This is a genomic window from Xenophilus arseniciresistens, assembly GCF_028023875.1.
GTDB classification, from domain to species: domain Bacteria; phylum Pseudomonadota; class Gammaproteobacteria; order Burkholderiales; family Burkholderiaceae_C; genus Xenophilus; species Xenophilus arseniciresistens.
The window spans coordinates 449895-472497 of sequence record NZ_JAQIPB010000002.1 but is presented as its reverse complement, the minus strand read 5'-3'; the positions used below and the strand labels follow the sequence as shown (position 1 = coordinate 472497).

At 66.7% G+C, this 22603-nt stretch carries 20 protein-coding genes and 1 tRNA gene; 16 read left to right on the top strand and 5 right to left on the bottom strand.

Going from position 1 to position 22603, the window contains the following annotated elements; all coding sequences use genetic code 11:
- Positions 1-21 precede the first annotated feature (21 nt).
- Positions 22-669, bottom strand: a complete 648-nt coding sequence (locus PGB34_RS06805) for a TetR/AcrR family transcriptional regulator (RefSeq protein WP_271427305.1) — start codon at positions 667-669, stop codon at positions 22-24.
- An 89-nt stretch (positions 670-758) separates the two neighbouring features.
- On the opposite strand from PGB34_RS06805, the gene PGB34_RS06800 reads away from it, so the two are divergent.
- Positions 759-2471 carry a thiamine pyrophosphate-binding protein gene (locus PGB34_RS06800; RefSeq protein ID WP_271427304.1) on the top strand — a complete coding sequence of 571 codons (1713 nt, stop codon included), beginning with the start codon at positions 759-761 and terminating at the stop codon, positions 2469-2471.
- 78 nt (positions 2472-2549) lie between these two features.
- On the opposite strand, the gene PGB34_RS06795 is transcribed toward PGB34_RS06800, so the two are convergent.
- Both PGB34_RS06795 and PGB34_RS06790 read right to left on the bottom strand, forming a co-directional pair.
- Complete coding sequence (locus tag PGB34_RS06795) at positions 2550-2927, bottom strand: SWIB/MDM2 domain-containing protein (protein ID WP_271427303.1); 378 nt, start codon at positions 2925-2927, stop codon at positions 2550-2552.
- Positions 2928-3154: 227 nt separating this feature from the next.
- Positions 3155-4114: a DMT family transporter gene (locus PGB34_RS06790; RefSeq protein WP_271427302.1), complete on the bottom strand. Its 960-nt coding sequence runs from the start codon at positions 4112-4114 to the stop codon at positions 3155-3157.
- A gap of 51 nt (positions 4115-4165) precedes the next feature.
- Here PGB34_RS06790 and PGB34_RS06785 point away from each other — a divergent pair, with 51 nt between their 5' ends.
- The 11 genes from PGB34_RS06785 (at position 4166) to PGB34_RS06735 (ending at position 14575) form a co-directional block, all read left to right on the top strand.
- Entirely contained in the window at positions 4166-4633 is a 468-nt protein-coding gene (locus PGB34_RS06785; RefSeq protein WP_271427301.1) for a gamma-glutamylcyclotransferase family protein, read from the top strand.
- A gap of 235 nt (positions 4634-4868) precedes the next feature.
- The gene (gene aceA / locus PGB34_RS06780) at positions 4869-6200 is read left to right on the top strand and encodes an isocitrate lyase (RefSeq protein WP_271427300.1); all 1332 of its coding nucleotides are present in this window, start codon (positions 4869-4871) and stop codon (positions 6198-6200) included.
- 274 nt (positions 6201-6474) lie between these two features.
- Positions 6475-8382, top strand: coding sequence for a threonine--tRNA ligase (thrS, locus tag PGB34_RS06775; protein ID WP_271427299.1), 1908 nt, complete (start codon positions 6475-6477; stop codon positions 8380-8382).
- Positions 8383-8487: 105 nt separating this feature from the next.
- Positions 8488-9084, top strand: a complete 597-nt coding sequence (gene infC / locus PGB34_RS06770; RefSeq protein WP_271427679.1) for a translation initiation factor IF-3 — start codon at positions 8488-8490, stop codon at positions 9082-9084.
- Positions 9085-9230: 146 nt separating this feature from the next.
- Positions 9231-9434: a 50S ribosomal protein L35 gene (gene rpmI / locus PGB34_RS06765; protein WP_058642377.1), complete on the top strand. Its 204-nt coding sequence runs from the start codon at positions 9231-9233 to the stop codon at positions 9432-9434.
- Between the two features lie 29 nt (positions 9435-9463).
- On the top strand, positions 9464-9823 hold the full coding sequence (gene rplT, locus PGB34_RS06760) for a 50S ribosomal protein L20 (protein ID WP_271427298.1): 360 nt from the start codon (positions 9464-9466) through the stop codon (positions 9821-9823).
- A 114-nt stretch (positions 9824-9937) separates the two neighbouring features.
- Complete coding sequence (gene pheS, locus PGB34_RS06755; protein ID WP_271427297.1) at positions 9938-11008, top strand: phenylalanine--tRNA ligase subunit alpha; 1071 nt, start codon at positions 9938-9940, stop codon at positions 11006-11008.
- A 29-nt stretch (positions 11009-11037) separates the two neighbouring features.
- The gene (gene pheT, locus PGB34_RS06750) at positions 11038-13461 is read left to right on the top strand and encodes a phenylalanine--tRNA ligase subunit beta (RefSeq protein WP_271427296.1); all 2424 of its coding nucleotides are present in this window, start codon (positions 11038-11040) and stop codon (positions 13459-13461) included.
- A gap of 41 nt (positions 13462-13502) precedes the next feature.
- Entirely contained in the window at positions 13503-13895 is a 393-nt protein-coding gene (locus PGB34_RS06745; protein ID WP_271427295.1) for an integration host factor subunit alpha, read from the top strand.
- 34 nt (positions 13896-13929) lie between these two features.
- Positions 13930-14475, top strand: a complete 546-nt coding sequence (locus PGB34_RS06740; RefSeq protein WP_271427294.1) for a MerR family transcriptional regulator — start codon at positions 13930-13932, stop codon at positions 14473-14475.
- 23 nt (positions 14476-14498) lie between these two features.
- Positions 14499-14575, top strand: a tRNA-Pro gene (locus PGB34_RS06735).
- Positions 14576-14592: 17 nt separating this feature from the next.
- On the opposite strand, the gene PGB34_RS06730 is transcribed toward PGB34_RS06735, so the two are convergent.
- A complete protein-coding gene (locus tag PGB34_RS06730; RefSeq protein WP_271427293.1) occupies positions 14593-16938 on the bottom strand; it encodes a molybdopterin-dependent oxidoreductase in 2346 nt (781 codons plus the stop codon).
- Positions 16939-17030: 92 nt separating this feature from the next.
- Entirely contained in the window at positions 17031-17795 is a 765-nt protein-coding gene (locus PGB34_RS06725; protein WP_271427292.1) for an IclR family transcriptional regulator, read from the bottom strand.
- Positions 17796-17889: 94 nt separating this feature from the next.
- Here PGB34_RS06725 and PGB34_RS06720 point away from each other — a divergent pair, with 94 nt between their 5' ends.
- The 4 genes from PGB34_RS06720 to PGB34_RS06705 are packed head-to-tail and all read left to right on the top strand — an operon-like array spanning position 17890 to position 22585.
- Positions 17890-19056: a CaiB/BaiF CoA transferase family protein gene (locus tag PGB34_RS06720; RefSeq protein ID WP_271427291.1), complete on the top strand. Its 1167-nt coding sequence runs from the start codon at positions 17890-17892 to the stop codon at positions 19054-19056.
- The gene (locus PGB34_RS06715) at positions 19056-19652 is read left to right on the top strand and encodes a cysteine dioxygenase family protein (protein WP_271427678.1); all 597 of its coding nucleotides are present in this window, start codon (positions 19056-19058) and stop codon (positions 19650-19652) included. The genes PGB34_RS06720 and PGB34_RS06715 overlap by 1 nt, the downstream gene beginning before the upstream one ends.
- Complete coding sequence (locus PGB34_RS06710) at positions 19649-20410, top strand: enoyl-CoA hydratase/isomerase family protein (protein WP_271427290.1); 762 nt, start codon at positions 19649-19651, stop codon at positions 20408-20410. Before PGB34_RS06715 ends, PGB34_RS06710 begins: the two co-directional genes overlap by 4 nt.
- Before the next feature lie 60 nt (positions 20411-20470).
- Positions 20471-22585 carry an acetate--CoA ligase family protein gene (locus PGB34_RS06705; protein ID WP_271427289.1) on the top strand — a complete coding sequence of 705 codons (2115 nt, stop codon included), beginning with the start codon at positions 20471-20473 and terminating at the stop codon, positions 22583-22585.
- Positions 22586-22603: the final 18 nt, after the last annotated feature.

Sequence of the window (22603 nt, the reverse complement as noted above, 5' to 3'; positions counted from 1 at the left end):
GTCGTCAACGCATGGAGACGCTCAGCCTTTCAGGACATACCCCAGGATCACGTCGCACATGTGCGAGATGCGCTCGTGCTGCGCCTTGGGGGTCATGAGGCTGCGGCCGAAGATGGCCGACAGCGTGTGGTTGTTGGACAGGTAGAAGTAGGCCATGCCGGCGATCGACACGTACAGCTGCACCGGGTCGATGCCGCCGCGAAAGAGCCCTTCGGCGCGCCCGCGCTCGAGGATCTGCGCCAGCGTGGCGATCAGCGGCGAATTCATCTCGCGCGCACGCGAGGACTGGGCCAGATGCCGCCCCTGGTGCAGGTTCTCGCTGTTGAGCAGGGTCAGGAACTCGGGGTGCGCGAGGTAGTACTCCCAGGTGAACTCGGTCAGGCGCCGGATGGCCTGGGCCGGCGGCATGTCGGTCAGGTGGAGTTCGCGCTCGGCCGCGCGGATGTCGGCATAGGCCTGCTCGAGCACCGCCAGGAACAGGTCGTCCTTGCTGTTGAAGTAGTAGTAGATCAGCCGCTTGTTGACCTGTGCGCGCTCGGCGATCCGGTCCACGCGCGCGCCCGCCAGCCCGTGGCCGGCGAACTCGTCGCGGGCTGCGAGCAGGATGGCTGCCTGCGAGCGCTCGGCATCGCGCAGGCGGGTTTCCGGGCTGGAGGGGTTCGCGCTCATCTTGTTTTAATTCACTATATGGTTAATTATCGGGGGTCGCAACCGGGCTGCACATAATCGTCCCACGCTTGTTCAGCCTCCGACTCATCATGACGCCTTTGCTTGCCGGTCACCTTCTCGTCGATTGTCTTGTGGCGCAGGGCGTCAGCCATGTGTTCGGGGTGCCGGGCGAAAGCTATCTCGCCGCGCTCGATGGCTTTCATCAGCACGAGGGGCGCATCCGCTTCGTGATCTGCCGGCAGGAGGGCGGGGCCGCCTTCATGGCCGAGGCCCAGGGCAAGCTCACGGGCCGACCGGGCGTGTGCTTCGTCACCCGCGGTCCGGGTGCCACCAATGCCTCCATCGGCGTGCACACGGCCTTCCAGGATTCCACGCCGATGGTGCTGCTGGTGGGGGACGTGGGCGGCGACTACCGTGACCGCGAGGCCTTCCAGGAGGTGGACTACGCCAGCTTCTTCGGCCCCAGCACCAAGGGCTTCGCCAAGCGCGTGGAGCGGGTGGACGATCCGCAGCGCCTGCCCGAGTACGTGGCACGCGCCTTCGCCACCGCGATGAACGGACGGCCCGGCCCCGTGGTGCTGGTGCTGCCCGAGGACATGCTGCGCACGCCCGTGCAGGCCGCGCCGCTGCCGCGTGTGGAGCCGGCGCTGGCCTGGGCCGACCCGGGTGGGCTGCGCGAGCTGCGCCAGATGCTGCTGGCTTCCCAGCGTCCTCTGGTCATTGCGGGTGGTGGAGGCTGGACCCCGCAGGCGGCCCAGGCCCTGCAGCGCTTTGCCGAGAACTGGCAACTGCCCGTGGGCAACGCCTTCCGCTTTCAAGATACCTTCGACAACCACCACCCGCTGTACGCCGGCGACGTGGGCATCGGCATCAACCCCCGTCTGGCCGCGCGCGTGAAGGAGGCCGACCTGATCCTAGCCATCGGCCCGCGCCTGGGCGAGATGACCACCGGCGGCTATGAGCTTCTGCGCGCGCCTCGACCTGCACAAAAGCTGGTGCATTTCCATGCCAGCGCGGAAGAGCTCAACCGCGTCTACCAGGCCGACCTGGTCTTCAACACCACCATGAATGCCGCGGCGCGTGCGCTGGAGGTGCTCAGCGCGCCGCCCGAGCTGCCCTGGTCCGGCTGGGCGGCGGCCGTGCATGCCGACTACGAGGCCAACCTGCAGCCGCAGGCGCTGCCCGGGCCCATCGACATGCCGGCCATCGTGGCCTGCCTGCAGCGGCACCTGCCCGCAGATGCCGTGCTGACCAACGGAGCGGGCAACTTCGCAAGCTGGGTGCATCGCTTCTTCAGGCACCACGGCCTGGCCAAGGGCCACAAGACGCAACTGGCGCCCACCGCGGGCGCCATGGGCTATGGCGTGCCGGCGGGCATCGCCGCCAACCTGCTCACGGGCCGCGTGGCGCTGACGATGGCCGGCGACGGCGACTTCCTCATGAACGGCCAGGAGCTGGCCACCGCCGTTCAGCACGGCGGCAAGAGCATCATCGTGCTGCTCAACAACGGCATGTACGGCACCATCCGCATGCACCAGGAGCGCGAGCATCCGGCGCGCGTGAGCGGCACGGCCTTGCGCAACCCGGACTTCTGCGCGCTGGCACGCGCCTATGGCTATGCGGCCGCACAGGTGCTCGAGACCTCGCAGTTCGAGGCCGCATTGCTGCGCGCGCTGGCGGCCGACACGGGCACGCTGATCGAAATCCCGCTCGATGCCGAAGTGATCAGCACGCGCGGCACGCTCTCGGCCATCCGCATGGCGGCGCAGGCCAGGCAGGCTTCCGAAGGCGTGCAGGCCTGATCGCTCGGGAAAACAGGCAAGAAAGAAAAAGGCCGGTGCAGGGCACCGGCCTTCTGTTCGCAAGCGCCAGGGAATGGCTTACTTGACGTGCTTGCCGATCAGGGCGGCGAGTTCGAACATCGAGACCTGCGGCTTGCCGAAGATTTCCTTCAGCTTGGCGTCGGCGTTGATGTTGCGCTTGTTGGCCTTGTCCTGCAGGTCGTGCTTCTTGATGTAGTCCCACAGCTTGCTCACGATGGCCGTGCGGGGCAGCGGCGTGGTGCCGACCACGGCAGCCAGTGCGGGGCTGGGGGTCAGGGCCTTCATGAACGCGGGGTTGGGCGTGCGCTTCTTGGCGGGGGCGGCCTTCTTGGCCGGCGCTGCCGCCTTCTTTGCCGGAGCGGCTGCCTTCTTGGCAGGTGCCGCCGCCTTCTTGGCCGGCGCCTTCTTCGCCGGAGCTTTCTTTGCAGTTGCCATGGTTGATTCCTTGTGATTTGGATAGAACGTTCTACCAATGAAAACGCAGGAAAAACGCCGTCTCCATTGGCAAGGCGGATGCTAAAGGAGAACCGCAGCGCTTACCAAGGGCGCGAACGCATTTTTCATTGGGAGTTGTTGCTTTTTTTCAGAGGTGATGCGCACGGGCGTGACCTGTTGATGACCGGTTCGCGCGCAGACCGCGGCGCAGCCAGCCGCGCAGTTGCTCAATGCGGGTGGCCCGGTGCCGCCTGGGGTACCGGTTTGCGGCCCGGCCAGGTGGCCAGCAGCACGCCCGAAAGGGCCAGCGCAAAGGCCAGCAACTGCAGCGGGTTGAGGCTTTCGCCCAGCACCAGCACCCCCACCAGCGCCGCGCTGACCGGCAGCATCACCGTGAACACGCCCGCCTGTGCGGCCGGTACGCTGCGCAGCCCGGTCATCCAGAGCCAGACCGTCCAGATGCTGGCTGCCATCGCATAGGCCACGAGCAGGGCCCAGTGGCCGATGTGGACGCTGCCGAAATCGAAGCGCCAGGCCAGCCACAGGCCGAAGGGCGTGGACAGCGCGAAGCCCCACAGGTTGATGAGCGCGCAGATGCGGCGCGGCCCGAGCTTGCCGGTGAGCGACTTGCCGATGACGGCGTAGGCGGCTTCGCAAAGCACGGCGCCAAAGACCAGCAGGTTGCCCAGCCAGGCCAGGGAAGCGTTGTCGCCGCCTTGCGCTGCTGCGCCATGGGTGCTTGCGCCGGGCGCCAGTGCGAGCAGGCCGATGCCGCCAGCCGCGCACGCGATGGCCGCCCCCACGCGCGGCGTGATGCGCTCGCGCAGGAACAGCCAGCTCGCCACCGCCACCACGGCCGGGATGGCCGCCATGATCACGCCCGCCGACACCGCGCTGGTCAGGCTGACGCCGAAGATCATGCAGATCGAGAACAGGAAATTGCCCAGAAAGGATTCGAGGAACACCAGCCCGCGCGTGCGCCGGCTCATCGGCGGCTCGTCCGCGGGGCGCCGCAGCCAGTGCGGCATGGCCAGCGCGGCGATGCCAAAGCGCAGCCAGGCCAGCAGCAGCACCGGAAAGGCAGCCGCCAGCGGTTTGGACAGGGCCACATAGCTGCCGACCAGCGACATGCTCAGGGCCAGGCATGCATAGGCGCCCAGGCGCGATGGGGGTGGGGCGGTGCTCAAGGCGCGCTCAATAGACTGAGGTCTGTGTGTCTGGAAAAAGGAGTGCGGATCATGCCCGAAGGCCTGCCGCCGTCTCGCCTTGTATTCGTCTATGGCACGCTGCGACGCGGCGAGTGCAACGACATCCATCGCTTCAATCCCACGCCGGAGCCGGTGGGCGAGGGCTGGGCGGCAGGCCTGCTCTATGACCTGGGGCCTTATCCGGGCGCGCGCTTTGCCGACCCTTGCGGGCATCTGGAGGCCGAGGCGGGGTCTTGCGACCGCATCCGAGGCGAGATCTACCGCGTGACCGCGGATGTGGAGGCGCTGCTGGATCAGCTGGAAGACGTGCGTGCGGACGGCCAGGGCGAGTACCTGCGGCGCGAGGTGCTGGTCTTTGGCGCAGCCGGTGGCCAGCCACTGAACTGCCTGGCCTATGAGATCCAGGCCGAGCGCGTGCGCCACGCGCCCCGCATATCGGGTGGCGACTGGTGCCATCGAGAGGCGCTGAGCGGCGCGCCAGCGCCATCCTCTTCATGATTTCAGGATGGGAAAAGGAGTTTTCGTGATTTGAAATTCGTCGCTGCTGCGATGCCGCATATTTTCTCAATGCAAGATATTGAATCTCGTATCGAGAAAAATGAAACTCAAGCTATTGATTTTGTTAATAAAAATTTAAGTCTTCTATAAGACATAAGAGTGGTCGATGCCGCTACAGTCATGTCCAAGGGCCCCGGCCCGCAGATCTCCCCACTTTCACAACCTTGGAGTGACCATGCCGCAAACCATCACCGAACAACTCAGCCGCGAACAGCAGATCGCCGCCCTCGAGAAGGACTGGGCCACCAACCCGCGCTGGAAGGGCGTCAAGCGCGGCTACAGCGCAGCCGACGTGGTGCGCCTGCGCGGCTCGCTGCCCATTGAGCACACGCTGGCCAAGCGTGGCGCCGAGAAGCTGTGGGAAAAGATCAATGGCGGTGCCAAGAAGGGCTATGTGAACGCCTTCGGCGCCATCTCTGCCGGCCAGGCCATGCAGCAGGCCAAGGCCGGCCTGGAAGCCGTGTACCTGTCGGGCTGGCAGGTGGCGGCCGACGGCAACACCAGCGAAACCATGTACCCCGACCAGTCGCTGTATGCGTATGACTCGGTGCCGACCATGGTCCGCCGCATCAACAACACCTTCAAGCGCGCCGACGAGATCCAGTGGGGCCGTGGCATCAACCCCGGTGACAAGGAGTTCATCGACTACTTCCTGCCCATCGTGGCCGACGCCGAAGCCGGCTTCGGCGGTGTGCTCAACGCCTTCGAACTGATGAAGAACATGATCGCCGCCGGTGCTGCGGGCGTGCACTTCGAAGACCAGCTGGCCGCGGTGAAGAAGTGCGGCCACATGGGCGGCAAGGTGCTGGTGCCCACGCAGGAAGCCTGCGAGAAGCTGATCGCCGCGCGCTTTGCGGCCGACGTGATGGGCGTGAACACCATCGTGCTGGCCCGCACCGATGCGGAAGCGGCCAACCTGATCACCTCCGATCACGATGCCAACGACAAGCCCTTCCTGACGGGCGAGCGCACGCAGGAAGGCTTCTACCGCGTCAAGAACGGCCTGGAGCAGGCCATCAGCCGTGGCGTGGCCTATGCGCCCTATGCGGATCTGGTGTGGTGCGAAACCGGCACGCCCGACCTGGGCTTTGCGCGCGAATTCGCGCAGGCCGTGCACGCGGCACATCCGGGCAAGCTGCTGAGCTACAACTGCTCGCCTTCCTTCAACTGGAAGAAGAACCTGGACGACGCCACCATCGCCCGCTTCCAGGACGAGCTCTCGGCCCTGGGCTACAAGTACCAGTTCATCACGCTGGCCGGCATCCACAGCAACTGGTACAACACCTTCAAGTTCGCCCACGCGTACGCCCGTGGCGAAGGCATGAAGCACTATGTGGAGATGGTGCAGGAGCCCGAATTCGCCGCCCGCGAACTGGGCTACACCTTCGTGTCGCACCAGCAGGAAGTGGGCGCAGGTTACTTCGACGACGTGACCACCGTGATCCAGGGCGGCTCTTCCAGCGTGAAGGCGCTGACGGGCTCGACCGAGGAAGAGCAGTTCCACTGAGCGTCGGCGTGCGGGGTGCTGCAGTCCCGCTTCGCTTGCGATGGAGAACCCGGCCTGGCCGGGTTTTTTCATGGGGCGGCTTAGAATGCCGGTCCACCTCAGTCAACAAGGGCAAGAAAGGCATCCTGGTTATGACACCGCGAACTACCGGCACCGCTTCGAGCGGCCCTCATGCATGAAGGGCCGGTAGCCCGCGCGCCGGTGTGATTCCGGACTCTTCAGAAAAGCGCGGCTTCGGTCCGCGCTTTTTAGTTTCTGCCCCAAGGTTCTTTCCATGATTCAGATCACGCTTCCCGACAACTCCCGCCGCGAATTTCCGGGCCCCGTGTCCGTGGCCGAAGTGGCTCAGTCCATTGGCCCGGGCCTGGCCAAGATGACGGTGGCCGGCAAGGTCAACGGCAAGCTGGTCGATGCCAGCGACGTCATCGACCACGACGCGAAGCTGCAGATCATCACGCCCAAGGACGAGGAAGGGCTGGAGATCATCCGCCACTCCACGGCCCACCTAGTGGGGCACGCGGTCAAGCAGCTCTATCCCACGGCCAAGATGGTGATCGGCCCGGTGATCGACGAAGGCTTCTACTACGACATCGCCTACGAGCGCCCCTTCACGCCGGAGGACATGACGGCGATCGAGCAGCGCATGAAGGAGCTGATCGCGCAGGACTACGACGTCATCAAGAAGATGACGCCGCGTGCGGAGGTGATCGAGGTCTTCAAGTCCCGCGGCGAAGACTACAAGCTGCGCCTGGTCGAGGACATGCCCGACGAGAAGGCCATGGGCCTGTACTACCACCAGGAATACGTGGACATGTGCCGCGGACCGCACGTGCCCAACACGCGCTTCCTGAAGGTGTTCAAGCTCACGAAGCTGGCCGGTGCCTACTGGCGTGGCGATGCCAAGAACGAGCAGCTGCAGCGCATCTATGGCACGGCCTGGGCCGACAAGAAGCAGCTTGACCAGTACATCCAGCGCATCGAAGAAGCCGAGAAGCGCGACCACCGCCGGCTGGGCAAGGAACTGGACCTGTTCCACATCGACGAGGTTGCGCCCGGCGTGGTGTTCTGGCATCCCAAGGGCTGGGCGCTGTGGCAGGCCGTGGAGCAGTACATGCGCCAGGTCTATCGCGATACGGGCTACAGCGAAGTCAAGGGCCCGCAGATCCTGGACAAGAGCCTGTGGGAGAAGACGGGCCACTGGCAGAACTACCGCGAGAACATGTTCGTCACGGAATCGGAGAAGCGCGACTACGCGCTCAAGCCGATGAACTGCCCCGGCCATGTGCTGATCTTCAAGAGCGACCTGCGCAGCTACCGAGACCTGCCGATCCGCTATGGCGAGTTCGGCCAATGCCACCGCAATGAGCCTTCGGGCGGCCTGCACGGGATCATGCGCGTGCGCGGCTTCACACAGGACGACGGGCACATCTTCTGCACGGAAGACCAGATCCTGCAGGAATGCGTGGACTACACGACGCAACTGCTCAGGGTCTATCAGGACTTCGGCTTCACGGACATCCTGTACAAGGTGGCAACGCGGCCCGAGAGCCGCATCGGCTCCGATGAGCTGTGGGACAAGGCCGAGCAGGCGCTGATGGAGGCATTGCGCCGTTCGGGCGTGGAGTTCGTCATCGCGCCGGGTGACGGCGCCTTCTACGGGCCGAAGATCGAATACACGCTGCGCGATGCGCTGGGCCGCCAGTGGCAGTGCGGCACGATGCAGGTGGACTTCAACATGGCCGAGCGCCTGGGCGCCGACTATGTGACGGAAACCAGTGGCCGCGCGCATCCCGTGATGCTGCACCGGGCCATCGTCGGCAGCCTCGAGCGCTTCATCGGCATGCTGATCGAGCACCATGCGGGCGCGATGCCTGCCTGGCTCGCACCGGTGCACGTGTCGGTGCTCAATATCAGCGAGGGTCAGGCCGACTACGCCAGGGAAGTTGCGAAAACGCTGCAGAATCAAGGTCTTAGGGTGCAGCTCGATCTGCACAACGAGAAGATCACGTATAAAATACGGAAGCATTCGTTGCAAAAGCTCCCCTACATCCTGGTCGTCGGAGACAAGGAAAAGGAAGCTGGCGCCGTCGCAGTGCGCGCCCGAGGCAATATCGACCTCGGTGTCATGTCGGTGGAAGCGTTCTCGCAAAAGATCGCTGACGACATCTCTCTCAAGCGTTGAATCCCAGCGGCCCGGCATGTCCGGGCGCTTGCGTCATCGCTTGCGGGGCGCGTGCCGTGGAGGCTTGTGCTGCTGCCCGCAGCGTTTTTTTGAAGGACAGTCACCATCGCTACTGGATTCCGCGACCGTCGCCAACGCGAGGAACGCCAACATCGCCTGAACCGGGAAATCATGGCCCCGGAAGTTCGCCTGTTCGGGCCCGACAACGAGGCTCTGGGTGTCGTCAGTCTGTCCGAGGCGCTGCGCCTGGCGGGTGAGCATGACGTCGATCTGGTGGAAGTGGTCGCGGCGGCCAATCCGCCGGTCTGCCGGCTGATCGAATACGGCAAGTTCAAGTTCCTCGAGCAGAAGAAGGCGGCAGAGGCCAAGTCGAAGCAGAAGGTCATCGAGGTCAAGGAAATCAAGTTCCGGCCCGGTACCGATGATGGTGACTACAACATCAAGATGCGCAACATCCGGCGCTTTCTTGAGGACGGCGACAAGTGCAAGATCACGCTGCGTTTTCGCGGTCGCGAGATCACGCACCAGGAACTGGGCCTTGCCTTGCTCAACCGCATTCGCGACGAGCTGGGTGACACGATCCTGGTCGAGCAGTTCCCCAAGCTGGAAGGCCGGCAGATGATCATGATGATCGCGCCGGGCCGCAAGAAGCCTGGGGCTGCTGCCAAGCCGGCCAGCGAGCAGCCTGCCGCGGCAACCTGAGGCAGGTCCGGCAAGAACGATTCAAAGGGATTCGGGGCGCGTGCGTGCTTGCGCGCACGCCCCTGGATGAAGAAGTGCCTCGAAGGCCAGCAAAGTCCGTGAAAGCCTCACGGCGCCTTGCGAGCACAAATTAAAGGAGCATTCACATGCCCAAGATGAAGACCAAGAGCAGCGCGAAGAAGCGTTTTCGCGTTCGTCCCGGTGGCACCGTCAAGCGCGGTCAAGCCTTCAAGCGTCACATCCTGACCAAGAAGACCACCAAGAACAAGCGCCACCTGCGCGGTGCGGTGTCGGTTCATGAAACCAACATGGTTTCGATGGCCGCGATGCTGCCCGGCCAAGGCATTTGATCAACTGACGAACGAGAAGGAGTACTCACATGCCTCGCGTCAAACGTGGTGTAACGGCTCGCGCCCGCCATAAGAAGGTTCTCGCCCTTGCCAAGGGCTTCCGCGGTCGTCGCGGCAATGTCTTCCGCGTCGCCAAGCAGGCGGTGATGAAGGCAGGCCAATACGCCTACCGTGACCGCCGCGCCAAGAAGCGCGTATTCCGTCGTCTGTGGATCGCGCGTATCAACGCCGCTTCGCGTGAACTGGGCCTGACCTACAGCCAGTTCGCCAACGGCATCCGCAAGGCTGGTATCGAGATCGACCGCAAGGTCCTGGCCGATATCGCTGTGCACGACAAGGCCGCTTTTGCCGGCATCGTGGAGCAGGTCAAGGCCAAGCTGGCCGCTTGATCCGCGGCGAACCACCGCCTTCGGGGCGGCGGTTCGCGTCCACGCTCGAAGGGCTGGCGCTCGCAAGGCACCAGCCCTTTTTTGTTTTCCGTTTTCCTTCCGCATCTGCCGCCCATGAACGAGTTGGACACCCTGGTCGACCACGCCCGCACGGCCTTTGCGCAGGCCGCCACGCCTGCGGATCTTGAGAATGCCAAGGCCTTGTTCCTTGGCAAGTCCGGCCGGGTGACCGAGCTCATGAAGGGCATGGCGCAGTTGCCCGTGGACGAGAAGAAGGCCCGCGGCGCCGCGATCAACGTGGCCAAGCAGGCCATTGAGGCCGCGCTCAACGCGCGCCGGCAGGCGCTGGCCGATGCCGAACTCGAGGCTCAGCTGCGCGCCGAGGCGCTGGACGTGAGCCTGCCGGGGCGGCGCCGCGTGGGCGGTGGCCTGCACCCCGTGAGCCGCACGCTGGAGCGCATCGAGTCCATCTTCGCCAGCATGGGCTTCGACGTGGCCGACGGCCCCGAAGTCGAAAGCGACTGGCACAGCTTCACCTCGCTGAACAATCCGCCGAACCATCCTGCGCGCTCGATGCAGGACACTTTCTATGTGGACCTGAACGGCGAGGACGGCACCCCCTACAACCTGCGCCCGCACACCAGCCCGATGCAGGTGCGCTATGCCCATCAACAGGTCAAGAAGCACGCAGCCCTGTTCGAGGCCGCCGCCAAAGACCCGGGCGTGAGCGCGCCCGAGATCCGCGTGATCGCGCCGGGCCGAACCTATCGCGTGGACAGCGACGCCACCCATTCGCCCATGTTCCACCAGTGCGAAGGCCTGTGGCTGGGCCAGAACGTGAGCTTCAAGGATCTGAAGGTCGTCTTCACCGATTTCTGCCGCACCTTCTTCGAAAGCGATGACCTGGTGCTGCGTTTCCGGCCGAGCTTCTTTCCCTTCACCGAGCCCAGCGCCGAGATCGACATCCAGTTCCAGAGCGGCCCGTTGGCTGGCCGCTGGCTGGAGGTGGCCGGATCGGGCCAGGTGCATCCCAATGTCGTGCGCAACATGGGGCTGGACCCGGAGCGCTACATCGGCTTTGCCTTCGGCATGGGCCCCGACCGACTGACCATGCTGCGCTATGGCGTCAATGACCTGCGCCTGTTCTTCGATGGCGACCTGCGCTTCCTGAGCCAATTCCAGTAATCCTGCAAGAAGAGACGAGAACCAACGCCATGCAATTTCCCGAGTCCTGGTTGCGCAGCTTCTGCAATCCGTCGCTCAGCAGTGAGGAACTGGCCGAGACCCTGACCATGGGCGGCTTCGAGGTCGAGGAGCGCCGCCCCGCCGCGCCGCCGTTCACGAAGATCGTCGTGGGCGAGATCAAGGAAGCCGTGCAGCATCCCAACGCTGATCGCCTGCGCGTGTGCCAGGTCGACGTGGGGCAGGGCGAGCTGCTCAACATCGTGTGTGGCGCGCCCAACGCGCGCGTGGGCATCAAGGTGCCCACCGCATTGGTTGGCGCTGAGCTACCACCCGGCGACGACGGCAAGCCCTTTGCAATCAAGCTGGGCAAGCTGCGCGGTGTGGAAAGCCAGGGCATGCTGTGCTCGGCACGCGAGCTCAAGCTCAGTGAAGACCATGGTGGCCTGCTCGAGCTGGAGGCCGATGCGCCGCTGGGCACCGACATCCGCGAATGGCTGCAGCTGGACGACATGCTGCTCACGCTCAAGCTCACGCCCAACCTCGCGCATGGCCTGTCGGTGTACGGCATCGCGCGCGAGCTGTCGGCGCTGACGGGCGCACCGCTGCAGTCGCCGGCCATCGAGCCCGCACCCGTCGCGCATGAGGCCAAGCTGGCCGTGAAGGTCGAAGCGCCCGACTTGTGTGGCCGCTTCTCGGGCCGCGTGGTGCGCGGCGTGAACACGAAGGCTGCCACGCCGGCCTGGATGGTCGACCGGCTGGCCCGCTGCGGCCAGCGCAGCGTGACGGCGTTGGTGGACATCTCGAACTATGTGATGTTCGAGTATGGCCAGCCCAGCCACATCTTCGATCTCGACAAGATCCACGGCGGTCTCACGGTGCGCTGGGGCCGCGAAGGCGAGCAGCTCAAGCTGCTCAACGGCAACACCGTGAACGTGGATGCGAAGGTCGGCGTGATCGCCGACGAGCGCGAAGTGGAGTCGCTGGCCGGCATCATGGGCGGCGACGCCACGGCCGTGTCCGACGACACCACCAACATCTACATCGAGGCCGCCTTCTGGTGGCCTGAAGCGATCCAGGGCCGTTCGCGCCGCTACAACTTCTCGACCGACGCCGGCCACCGCTTCGAGCGTGGCGTGGACCCTAGCCGCACCGTGCAGATCATCGAGCGCATCACGCAGCTGGTGCAGCAGATTTGTGGCGGCAGCGCCGGCCCGATGGACGACCGGACGCTCAAGCTGCCTGACGCCCGGCCCGTGACCCTGCGCGTGGCCCGCGCCGCGCGCGTGATCGGCATGCCACTGACGCAGGCGCAATGTGCGCAGGCTTTGAGCCGACTGGGCTTTGCGCTTCAGGAAGGCGAGGGCACCATCACGGTCATGCCGCCGCCGCACCGCTTCGACCTGGCCATCGAGGAAGACCTGATCGAGGAAGTGGCGCGTCTGGTGGGCTACAACAACCTGCCCACCACGCCGCCGCTGGCGCCCATCCGTGCGCGCGTGCGGCCCGAGGCCGAGCGCAGCCGCTTCGCGGTGCGCCATCGCCTGGCCGCGCTGGGCTATCAGGAAACCATCAACTTCAGTTTTGTCGAAGCCGCGTGGGAGCGCGACCTGGCCGGCAATGCCGATCCGGTGAAGCTGCTGAACCCCATCGCCAGCCAGATGAGCGTGATGCGCTCGTCGCTGATGGGTTCGCTGTTGCAGGTGCTTAAGTTCAACCTCGACCGCAAGGCCGCGCGCGTGCGCGTGTTCGAAGTGGGCCGCGTGTTCATGCGCGATGCCTCGGTGGCCACCACCGACAGCACCGTCAAGGGCGTGCATCAGCCCATGCGCGTGGCCGGCCTGGCCTGGGGCGATGCGCAAGCCGCGCGCTGGGACGCCAAGCCCGCGCGCGTGGATTTCTTCGACCTCAAGGGCGACGTTGAAGCCCTGCTGGCGCCGCTGCGTGCCAGCTTCGAGCGCGTGGACCATCCCGCCCTGCATCCGGGCCGCGCAGCTTCGGTCATCGTCGATGGCCGCGCCGTTGGCGTGATCGGCGAGCTGCATCCGCGCTGGCGCCAGCAGTGGGACCTGGCCCAGGCACCCGTGCTGTTCGAACTCGAACTCGACGCCGTGACTGCGCGCCCCGTGCCGGTGGCGCAGCCCGTGCCGCGGCATCAGGCGGTGGAGCGCGACCTGGCGCTGGTGGTGGCTGAATCGGTGAGCTTCGCCGCGGTGGTCGACGCCGTGCGCGCCGCCGCCACGCAGGGCCTTCTGCGCGACGTGCAGCTGTTCGACATCTACCGGCCTGCGCCCGGCGCAAGCGCGGGCGGCCTGGCCGCAGGTGAAAAAAGCATGGCGGTGCGGCTGCTGCTGCAAAGCGATGCGGCCACCCTCACCGACGAGCAGGTCGATGGCGTCGTGCAGGCCGTGGTGGCGCAATGCACCGCCCGGCTTGGCGCACGTCTGCGTGCCTGAGCCCGCCGCTTGCCAGCGTTCTTCTGCGAGACACATCCATCATGGAATTCACCATCGAGGCGATTGAAACGCCTGCTCTCACCAAGGCCCAGCTGGCGGACCTGCTGTTCGAGCAGATCGGCCTGAACAAGCGTGAAGCCAAGGACATGGTCGAAGCCTTCTTCGACCTGATCGCGGCGCGCCTGATCGAGGGCGAGGACGTGAAGATCTCGGGCTTTGGCAACTTCCAGATCCGCGTGAAGGCGCCGCGTCCCGGTCGCAACCCGCGCACCGGCGAGCTCATTCCCATCGGCGAGCGCCGCGTGGCCACCTTCCATGCGAGCGCCAAGCTCAAGGAACAAATTCACGGCTCTGCTGAAGCACCCGTGCAGGAGCCGCTCGCATGGCCCATCGGTGGTGCGCGAACACTGGCGTCGGGAACGAGTGTGGAGTAACCTCTGACGTTTGCCGCGCACGCTCTTGATTTCAATGGAGAAAACGCCCGAGGCGGGCCTGCCCCCCATCCCTGTCAAACGCTACTTCACCATCGGTGAGGTGGCGCAGCTGTGTGGCGTCAAGCCGCACGTGCTGCGTTACTGGGAGCAGGAATTCACCCAGCTGCGGCCCATGAAGCGCCGCGGCAACCGGCGCTACTACCAGCACCACGAAGTGCTGATGATCCGCCGCATCCGCGACCTGCTGTACGACCAGGGCTTCACCATCAGCGGTGCGCGCAACAAGCTGCAGGAGCTGGCACAGCAGGAGCGCGAGCGTCGCAAGGCTGCGGGTCTTCATGCGGGGCTGTCCGTGGATGGCGATGACGCCGCATCCGAGCTGGATTCAGACGCATTGGATGCCGATGAGCAGGGCATGCCGGACGCAGATGCAGACGCCTTCGATCCCACCGACGTGTTGCCGCCGCACGGCGGGGCCATGCCCTCATCGGGCATCGCTGCGAGCATGGATCACCAGGCCTTGATGAAGCTGCGGCGCGAGCTCCATGAAATTCGCGCGCTGCTCTCAGAAAGCTACTGATTTCACGCTATACTTTCTGTCTTCGGTGTGTGGCGCAGCCTGGTAGCGCACTTGCATGGGGTGCAAGGGGTCGAAGGTTCGAATCCTTTCACACCGACCAAAAACAAAGTAAGTAGATCAACGGGTTAGGTCCGCAAGGCCTGACCCGTTTTTCGTTTCGAACTCCGGCAGCGCAAAGGCCCGAAGCTCGGGCAGCTCGCCGGTCCAGCGCTCCACCTGCACCAGGCATGACTGCGCGCTGCAGCCTTGCGAAAGGCCTGAGGCGCCCACGTCCTGCGTGAGCACGTTCGGGTTTCCATGCCGGTCCATCGATCCGGGCTCGCCCACGCAGGTGGGGTCCCACCAGGCGCCTGTGGCAATGCGGACCACGCCAGGCATAGTGCTGTCATCGACGCGGGCTCCCGCCAGGCAGGCGCCGCGCTCATTGAACACCCGCACCATGTCTGCGTCCCGAATGCCTCGCGCCCGTGCGTCCTGCGAATGCATCACCACGGGCTCGCGCAGGGCGACCTTGTTGGCCCGGCTGTAGGTAGAGAAGTCCAGCTGGCTGTGCAGCTTGGTGTGCGGTTGATCCGAGATCAGATGCAGGGGATGCCCAGCGGCCTTGGCCGCGCCCAGCCACTCCCTTGGCGCGCGCCAGACCGGATGACCCGGGCAGTCCGCCAGGCCGAAGGATGCGATGCGCCCGGAATGGATTTCGATGCGCCCGCTGGGCGTCCTGAGCGGATGCGCCAGGGGGTCGGCCCGGAAATCCTCGAGCATGACGACGGGGCGGCTCGCAGGCGGCAGGCGGAACTCGCCCTGCTGCCAGAAGTCGTCGAAGTCGGGCAGGTCCACGCCCGCGCCTTTCGCCCGTTCGCGGGACTCGGCATAGAGGTGGCGCAGCCAGGCCCCGGCATCGCGTCCTTCGGTGAAGCGCTCCGTTGCACCCAGGCGCTTGGCCAGCGCCGCGAAGATGTCGTAGTCGTTCATGGCCTCACCGGGCGCGGCGGCGATGGCCTTCATGGCCACCATCAAGGGCTCGCGCGTGGCAAAGCCGATGTCGTCCCGCTCCAGCGTGGAGGTGGCAGGCAGCACGATGTCTGCCATCTTGGCGTGTGCGTTCCAGACCTGCTCGTGCGCAATGATGGTCTCCGGCTTGCGCCATGCCCGCGCCAGGCGGTTCAGGTCCTGGTGATGATGGAAGGGGTTGCCGCCTGCCCAGTAGATCAGCCTGATGTCGGGGTAGCGATGCTGCGCGCCGTTGTAGGCAAAGCTGCCTCCCGGGTCGAGCAGCATGTCCGCGATCCGCGCCACCGGGATGAACGATTTCACCGGGTTGCTGCCCTGCGGCAAGGTCGGGCCGCTGAACCGGGTGTGCGGGCTGCCGAGGATGTTGGCCGCGCCGTAGCCCACGCCGAAGCCGCCGCCGGGAAGGCCGACCTGGCCGATGACGCAGGCCAGCGCCACGGCGGCCCAGAAGGGCTGCTCCCCATGCTCGGCGCGCTGCAGTGACCAGGACACGTTCACCAGCGATCGCACGCTGCAGAGGTCGTGCGCCAGCGCGCGGATGGTCTGGGCCGGCACGCCGCTGATGGCTTCGGCCCAGTCGGCGTCCTTCCTCGTTCCGTCGTGGCGCCCCTCCAGTTCGGTCGCCCACCGCTCGAAGCCGACGCAGTGGCTTGCCAGGAAGGCTGAGTCGTGGCGCCCGGCGCGAACGATCTCGCAGGCCAGGGCCATCATCACCGCGGTGTCCGTGTTGGGCCGTATCGGAATCCACTGCACCGTGCCTTCGGGCGCGTCGAAGTTGTCCCGGACCGGGCTGAAGTTGACCAGCCTGCACCCTGCCGCAGCCAGCGCGGCAAGGCCCGATCGCACGCGGTGCTCGGCCGCGCCGCCTGCCGTCACCTGGCTGTTCTTGGCCGGTATGCCGCCGAAGGCCACGAGCAGGCGGGTGTTCGCCTGCATCACGTCCCAGCCATGGTGGCTCGCCATCAGCTCTTCCATGGGCGCCACGATGTGCGGCATCAGCACGCGCGCGGCCCCGAGGCTGTAGCTGTCCACGCTGCGCACATAGCCGCCCAGCGCGTTCAGGAACCTGTGGACCTGGCTCTGCGCATGGTGAAAGCGCCCGGCGCTCGACCAGCCGTAGGAGCCGCCGAAGATCGCTTCGTTGCCATGGGTGCTGCGCACGCGTTCCAGCTCGTGCGCGACCAGTTCCAGCGCCCGCGTCCATGGCACCCTGACGAAGGCCTCCCGGCCGCGCAGTTCGGGCCGCGCGCCCGGTCCCTCGTGCAGCCAGCTGCGCCGAACGGCGGGCCATTGCACGCGCAAGGCGTCCTGGTAGGCGGCCCACATCGACAGGCCGATGGGCGACGGATCGGGATCCTCCGGCAGGCTGCGCAGGCCGCGGGCCCGTCCCTGCGCATCTCGATCCACTTCGTACACGCCCCAGTGGGCTGCGGTCAGTTCCCGTTGTCTCATGGCCGTCGGTTCCAGCGCGAGTTCGCGCAGCGAGAAAGCGGCAGATGCTATGGCTTTCCGCCAATGGATACCAATGTTCCGATATGCGGAACTCAACGCCAGACGGGCAGGGCCTCCCGCGCACCCAGGCGCCTGGAGATGCGGGCCGCAGCCTCCACCACCAGCGGCGCGAACGCCTTGACCTGGGCGGGCTTGAATCGGTCCTTGGGGCCGGACAGGCCCAGCGCGGCAACCACATGGCCGCTGGCGTCGACCACGGGGGAGGCCACGCCGCAGACGCTTTCGTTCCATTCCCCCCTGTTGTGGGCGAAGCCCTGCACGCGGATGCGTGCCATCTCCTGGAGGAAGCGCGCCGGATCGACGATGCTCCTGGGCGTGTGCGCCTGCAGGTTCTGCGACAGGCGCTCGAGCATCGCCGGCGAATGGAAGGCCAGCATGGCCTTTCCCGTGGCCACGCAGTGCGCCTTGGCGCGGCCGCCGATCTGCGTGTACGCCCTCACCGGATTCGGGCTGTCCAGCTTGTGCACGTAGACGACCTCGTCGCCGTCGAGCACGGACAGGTGCACCGTCTCGCGCGTGCCCAGCAGCAGTTCGTCCATCACCTGCTCGGCGTGAACCCGCAGGTCGAGCTTCGACAGCACGGCAGAGCCCAGCTCCCACAGTTTGATGGATGCCACATAGCGCCCGCTGCGCTCGTCCCGAACGATGTAGCGCGCCTCCGTCAGCGCCTGCAGCAGCCGGTGCACATTGCTCTTGGCCAGTGCCAGCTCGGCCGCGATCTCCGTCAGCCCGAGCGCCCGTTCGCTGTGTGCCAGCAGTTCAACGATGGCGAGGCCCTTGACCAGCGTGTTGTTCATGTTCGTGCCCTTTGGATGGCGGGGTCAGTGGTGGATGCGGTTCCATTTTATGGAAATGTTGTTGTTCATATTGGACCGAACTTAGGATTCATTCATGACCGCGCCTCACACTGCCATGCTGCCCCTGTCCGGAGTCCGCGTCGTCGAGTTCTGCACGACGGCCTCCGGCCCGTTCTCCACGCTTCTGCTCGCCGACATGGGGGCGGAGGTGGTGAAGATCGAACCCCCCGCGGGCGACGGCCTGCGCCAGTGGCCGCCGCTCAACCAGGGCTACAGCGAGAACTTCGCCTCGCTCAACCGCAACAAGCGATCGGCGGTGCTCAACCTCAAGGCGCCGGAGGACCTGGCGCTGGCCCGCCGCCTGATCCTCGAGGCCGACGTGGTGGTGGAGAACAACCGCCCCGGCGTGATGGAAAGACTGGGGCTGGGCTATGCGGCGCTGTCGGCCGACAAGCCCTCCCTGCTGTTCTGCTCCATCTCTGCCTATGGCCAGACCGGGCCCCGCTCGGGCGAGGGCGGCTTCGACCTCACGATCCAGGCCGCGGCCGGCGTGATGAGCGTCACGGGGGAGCCGGACAGCGCGCCTGTGAAGTGCGGCGTGCCCGTGTCGGACTTTGCGTCCGGGCTGTACGCCGCCTTCTCCATCGCCGCCATGCTGGTGCAGGTCAGGGCGGGAGGCAGGGGCGCGCACATCGACATTCCCATGTTCGGCTGCACGCTCGGCATTGCCGCGCTGCAGACCAGCGAGTACTTCGGCAATGGCCGCAGCCCGGTGAAGCTGGGTTCGGCCCATCCGCGCAATGCGCCCTACCAGGCCTTCCAGGCCCAGGATGGCTATTTCGCCATCGCGGCCGGCAACCACAAGCTCTGGCTGGACGTGCTGCGCGTGGTGGACCGTCCCGGCCTGGCCGACGACGCGCGCTTTCTCAGCACCACAGACCGGGCCCGCAACCAGGGCGTCCTCAAGCAGATCCTGGAGGAAGTCTTCACGCGGCAACCGGTCGCGCACTGGATCCGCGCCTTCAACGATGCCGGCGTGCCGCATGCGCGCATCAACGACTATGAAGCGGCCCTGGCCGATCCCCAGACGCAGCACATGGGCTGGGTGCAGCCGCTGGAGCTGCCCAACGGGCAGACGACCCGCACCTTCACGTCGCCCGTGCGCCTGAACGGGCAGGGCTTCCCCATCCGCCGGCCCGCGCCCGCACTGGGCCAGCACACCGAAGAGATCCGCCTGCAGCACGCGGCGAAGGATGCATGATGGACAGCGCAGAGAACCGGCTGCTGGGCTTCGTGAGCGCGATGACGCGCCTGGTGGAATCGGGCCCGGCCGACGAGGCCCGGCTGCTCGCCGGGGCCACGCCGCTGATGCAGGCGCTGGTGGCCCAGGACGACTGGCTGCCCGAGGCGATGGCGGTCGCGCACCCGCAGTACTACCAGCAGCACCTGCTCTACGGTGATCCGCTGGACCGCTTCTCGCTCGTGAGCTTCGTCTGGGGGCCGGGCCAGCAGACGCCGGTTCACGACCACACGGTGTGGGGCATCATCGGCATGCTGCGCGGCGGGGAGTGCGGCCAGGCCTACACGCGCAACGCGCAAGGGCATGTGGTGCCGCAGGGGAGCGAGCGGCGCCTGGTGCCGGGCGAGCTGGAGGTGGTCTCGCCCACGCTGGGCGACATCCATCGCGTGCGCAATGCCTTCGACGACCGGATCTCGGTCAGCGTGCACCTGTACGGCGGGAACATCGGGCGCATCCGGCGCCACGTGTTCATCCCCGAGACCGGCGAGACCAAAGACTTCGTGTCGGGCTACTCGAACAGCCTGTCGCCCAACCTCTGGTCGCGGGCGCAGGCATGAGCACGGGCGACGAACTCCTGTGTTCGCGCGAGCCTGGGCTCGTGCATCTGCAGCTGAACCGGCCCGAGAAGGGCAATGCCCTGTCCGCATCGCTGGTGCAGGCGCTGACGGACGCCGTGGAAAGCGCCTGCGGCGATCCCGACGTGCGCCTGCTGGTGTTCTCGGGGGCCGGGCGCCATTTCTGCACCGGCTTCGATCTCTCAGACCTCGCGCATGAGACCGACGACAGCCTGCTGGCGCGCTTCACCCGCGTGGAGCTGCTGTTGCAGGCGGTGGACGCCGCGCCCTTTGCCACGCTGGCGCTGGCACATGGCCGGACGATGGGGGCGGGCGCCGACCTCTTCGCTGCCTGCGCCGAACGCTGGATCGTCGATGAGGCGAGCTTCAGCTTTCCGGGCGCCGGCTTTGGCCTCGTGCTGGGCACCGCCCGGCTGGCGGCGCTGGTCGGCGCTGCGCGCGCGGCCCAGTGGATCGAGGGCGGCGGGGTGATCGATGCCGAGCAGGCACTCGCTGGCGGTCTGGCCACGCGGCGGGTCGCTGCCACCGCGCTCGACGCCGAACGCGCGCAGCTGCAGGCCCGCGTCAACCGGCTGGAGGCACACACGCAACGCGCCATCCGTGCCGCCATTTCCGCCGGTCGCCGCCCGCGTGGTCCGGCTGGCGATGCCGAAGACCTGGCCCGGCTGGTGCGCTCGGCGGCGCGGCCGGGCCTGCGCGACCGGGTCGCGGCCTACCGCGCCGCTCAGCGCAAGGCCTGAGCGGCGCAGCCATCGAAGGCCGGCCCCCTCTCTTCAACGGACTCTCCAAGGATGCTCCCCGTGACTGCTGTCGCTCTCAAGACTTTGCTGAACCCGCGTTCCGTCGCCGTCATTGGCGCCTCGGAGGACCAGACCAAGTTTGGCGGTCGCCTGTACAAGACCCTGCTGCAGCACCAATACGCGGGCGAGGTCTACCCCATCAACCCGTCGCGTGACAGCCTGTTCGGGCTCAAGACCTTCGCCAGCATCCAGGCCACTCCCCAGGCTCCGGACATGGTCATCATGGCGCTGCCGCGCGACAAGGTGAAGGCCGAGATCGCCGCCTGCGCAGAGCGGGGGGCCAGGGCCGGGATCATCATCACCTCGAAGTTCTCCGACGCCGGACCCGAAGGGCAGGCCCTGGAGCGCGAGGTGGTGGAAGCGGCCGCGCGGCATGGCATGCGCCTGATCGGGCCCAACTGCCTGGGCCTGATCAGCCCCGCCAACAAGCTGGTGCTGTGCTCGTCGCCGGCCCTGAACGTTCCCAGCCTGATTGAAGCGCCCATCGGTTTCGTCAGCCAGAGCGGCGCGCTCATGGGCACGCTGTTCGACCGCTCCTATGGCCTGGGCATCGGCTTCTCGCATTGCGTGTCGGTGGGCAACCAGGCCGACCTCGAGCTGTGCGACTTCGTCGAGTTCCTCATCGAAGACGACCGCACCCAGGTCATCTGCAGCTATGTGGAGGGCATCAAGTCGCCCCAGCGCTTCATGGCGCTGGCGCGGCGCGCACGCCTGGCCGGCAAGCCGTGGCTCATGGTCAAGGCCGGCGCCACCGCCGACGGCAGCCGCGCGGCCTATTCGCACACGGCCAGCCTCGCGGGGGACTTCGCCGCGCTCAAGGCCATCTGCGATCGCGAGAACATCGTGATGATGGACGACCCGCTGGACATGCTGAGTCTGGCGCGCGCGATGGTGCGCTATCCGGCACGGCGCGTGAGCAGCGTCGCGGTCATCACCACCTCGGGCGGCGGTGGCGCCATCTCGGCCGACCAGCTCTCGCATGCAGGCATCGGACTGGCGCAGCTGGGCGCGGCCACGCGGGCCGGCCTGGCCGAACACTATTCCGAAGGCCAGGCCAACAACCCCATCGACATCGGAGGGCGTCGGCACGAGGGCAGCACCGACGAGCTGGGGCAGGTGACGGCCGAACTGGTCCTGGCCGACCCGGCGACGGACCTGGGGCTGATGGTGCTGACCACCGCCCCGGACGTTCCGGGCCTGACGCGCCAACTGGCGGAAGGCGCGCAGCGCCCCGCGGCAGCCGGCAAGCCCACGCTCTACGTCATGCTGCCCGGCCGCGTGGCCGCGCCCGCGCGGGAGATGCTGGTGGCCGGTGGCCTGCCCTACGTCGACACCCTGGCCGAGGCGATGGCCATCCTGCGGGGCTGGAAAGCCTGGTCGACCTATCAGGCGCCGGAGGCGCCGAGCCGCCCCGCTGGCATGGCGGCCGTGCCAGCCCCTGCAGGCGGCACGCTGGGCGAAGCCGCCGCCAAGGCCCTGCTGGCCGGCGTGGGCATTCCCGTGAACCAGGAGCGCATCGTGCGCACCGCCGACCAGGCCGTGGATGCCGCGGGTGCGCTGGGCTTCCCGCTGGTGCTCAAGGTGGTCTCGCCCGACATCGCGCACAAGTCCGACGTGGGCGGCGTGGCGCTGAACATCGACAGCGCGCAGGCGCTGCGGCATCAGCTGGCGTTGATGCAGTCCCGCGTCGCGCAGGCCGCGCCGGACGCGCGCATCGAAGGCTACTCGCTTCAGAAGCAGGAACACGGCGAACTGGAGCTGATCGTGGGCGCCCGCCGCGATCCGCAGTTCGGCGCGCAGGTGGTGGTGGGCGCGGGCGGCGTGCTGGTGGAACTGCTGAAGGACGTGGCCATCCTGGGCGCGCCGGTGGACCCTGCGAGCGCCCGGCGCGCCGTCGAGGGCCTGAAGGTGGCGCCCCTGCTCAAGCCCTACCGCGGGCGTGGCGCGCTCGACATCGAGGCGGTGGTCGACGCCATCGTTCGCCTGAGCTGGCTGGCGCACGACCTGGAATCCCAGGGCCTCGACTTCGAGGTCGAAGTCAATCCACTCAAGCTCCGCCTGCAGGGCCAGGGCGCCGTGGCCGTCGATGCCCGCGCCCGCATCGGCGCGCGCTGAAGCCTTCGAACCCCTCTC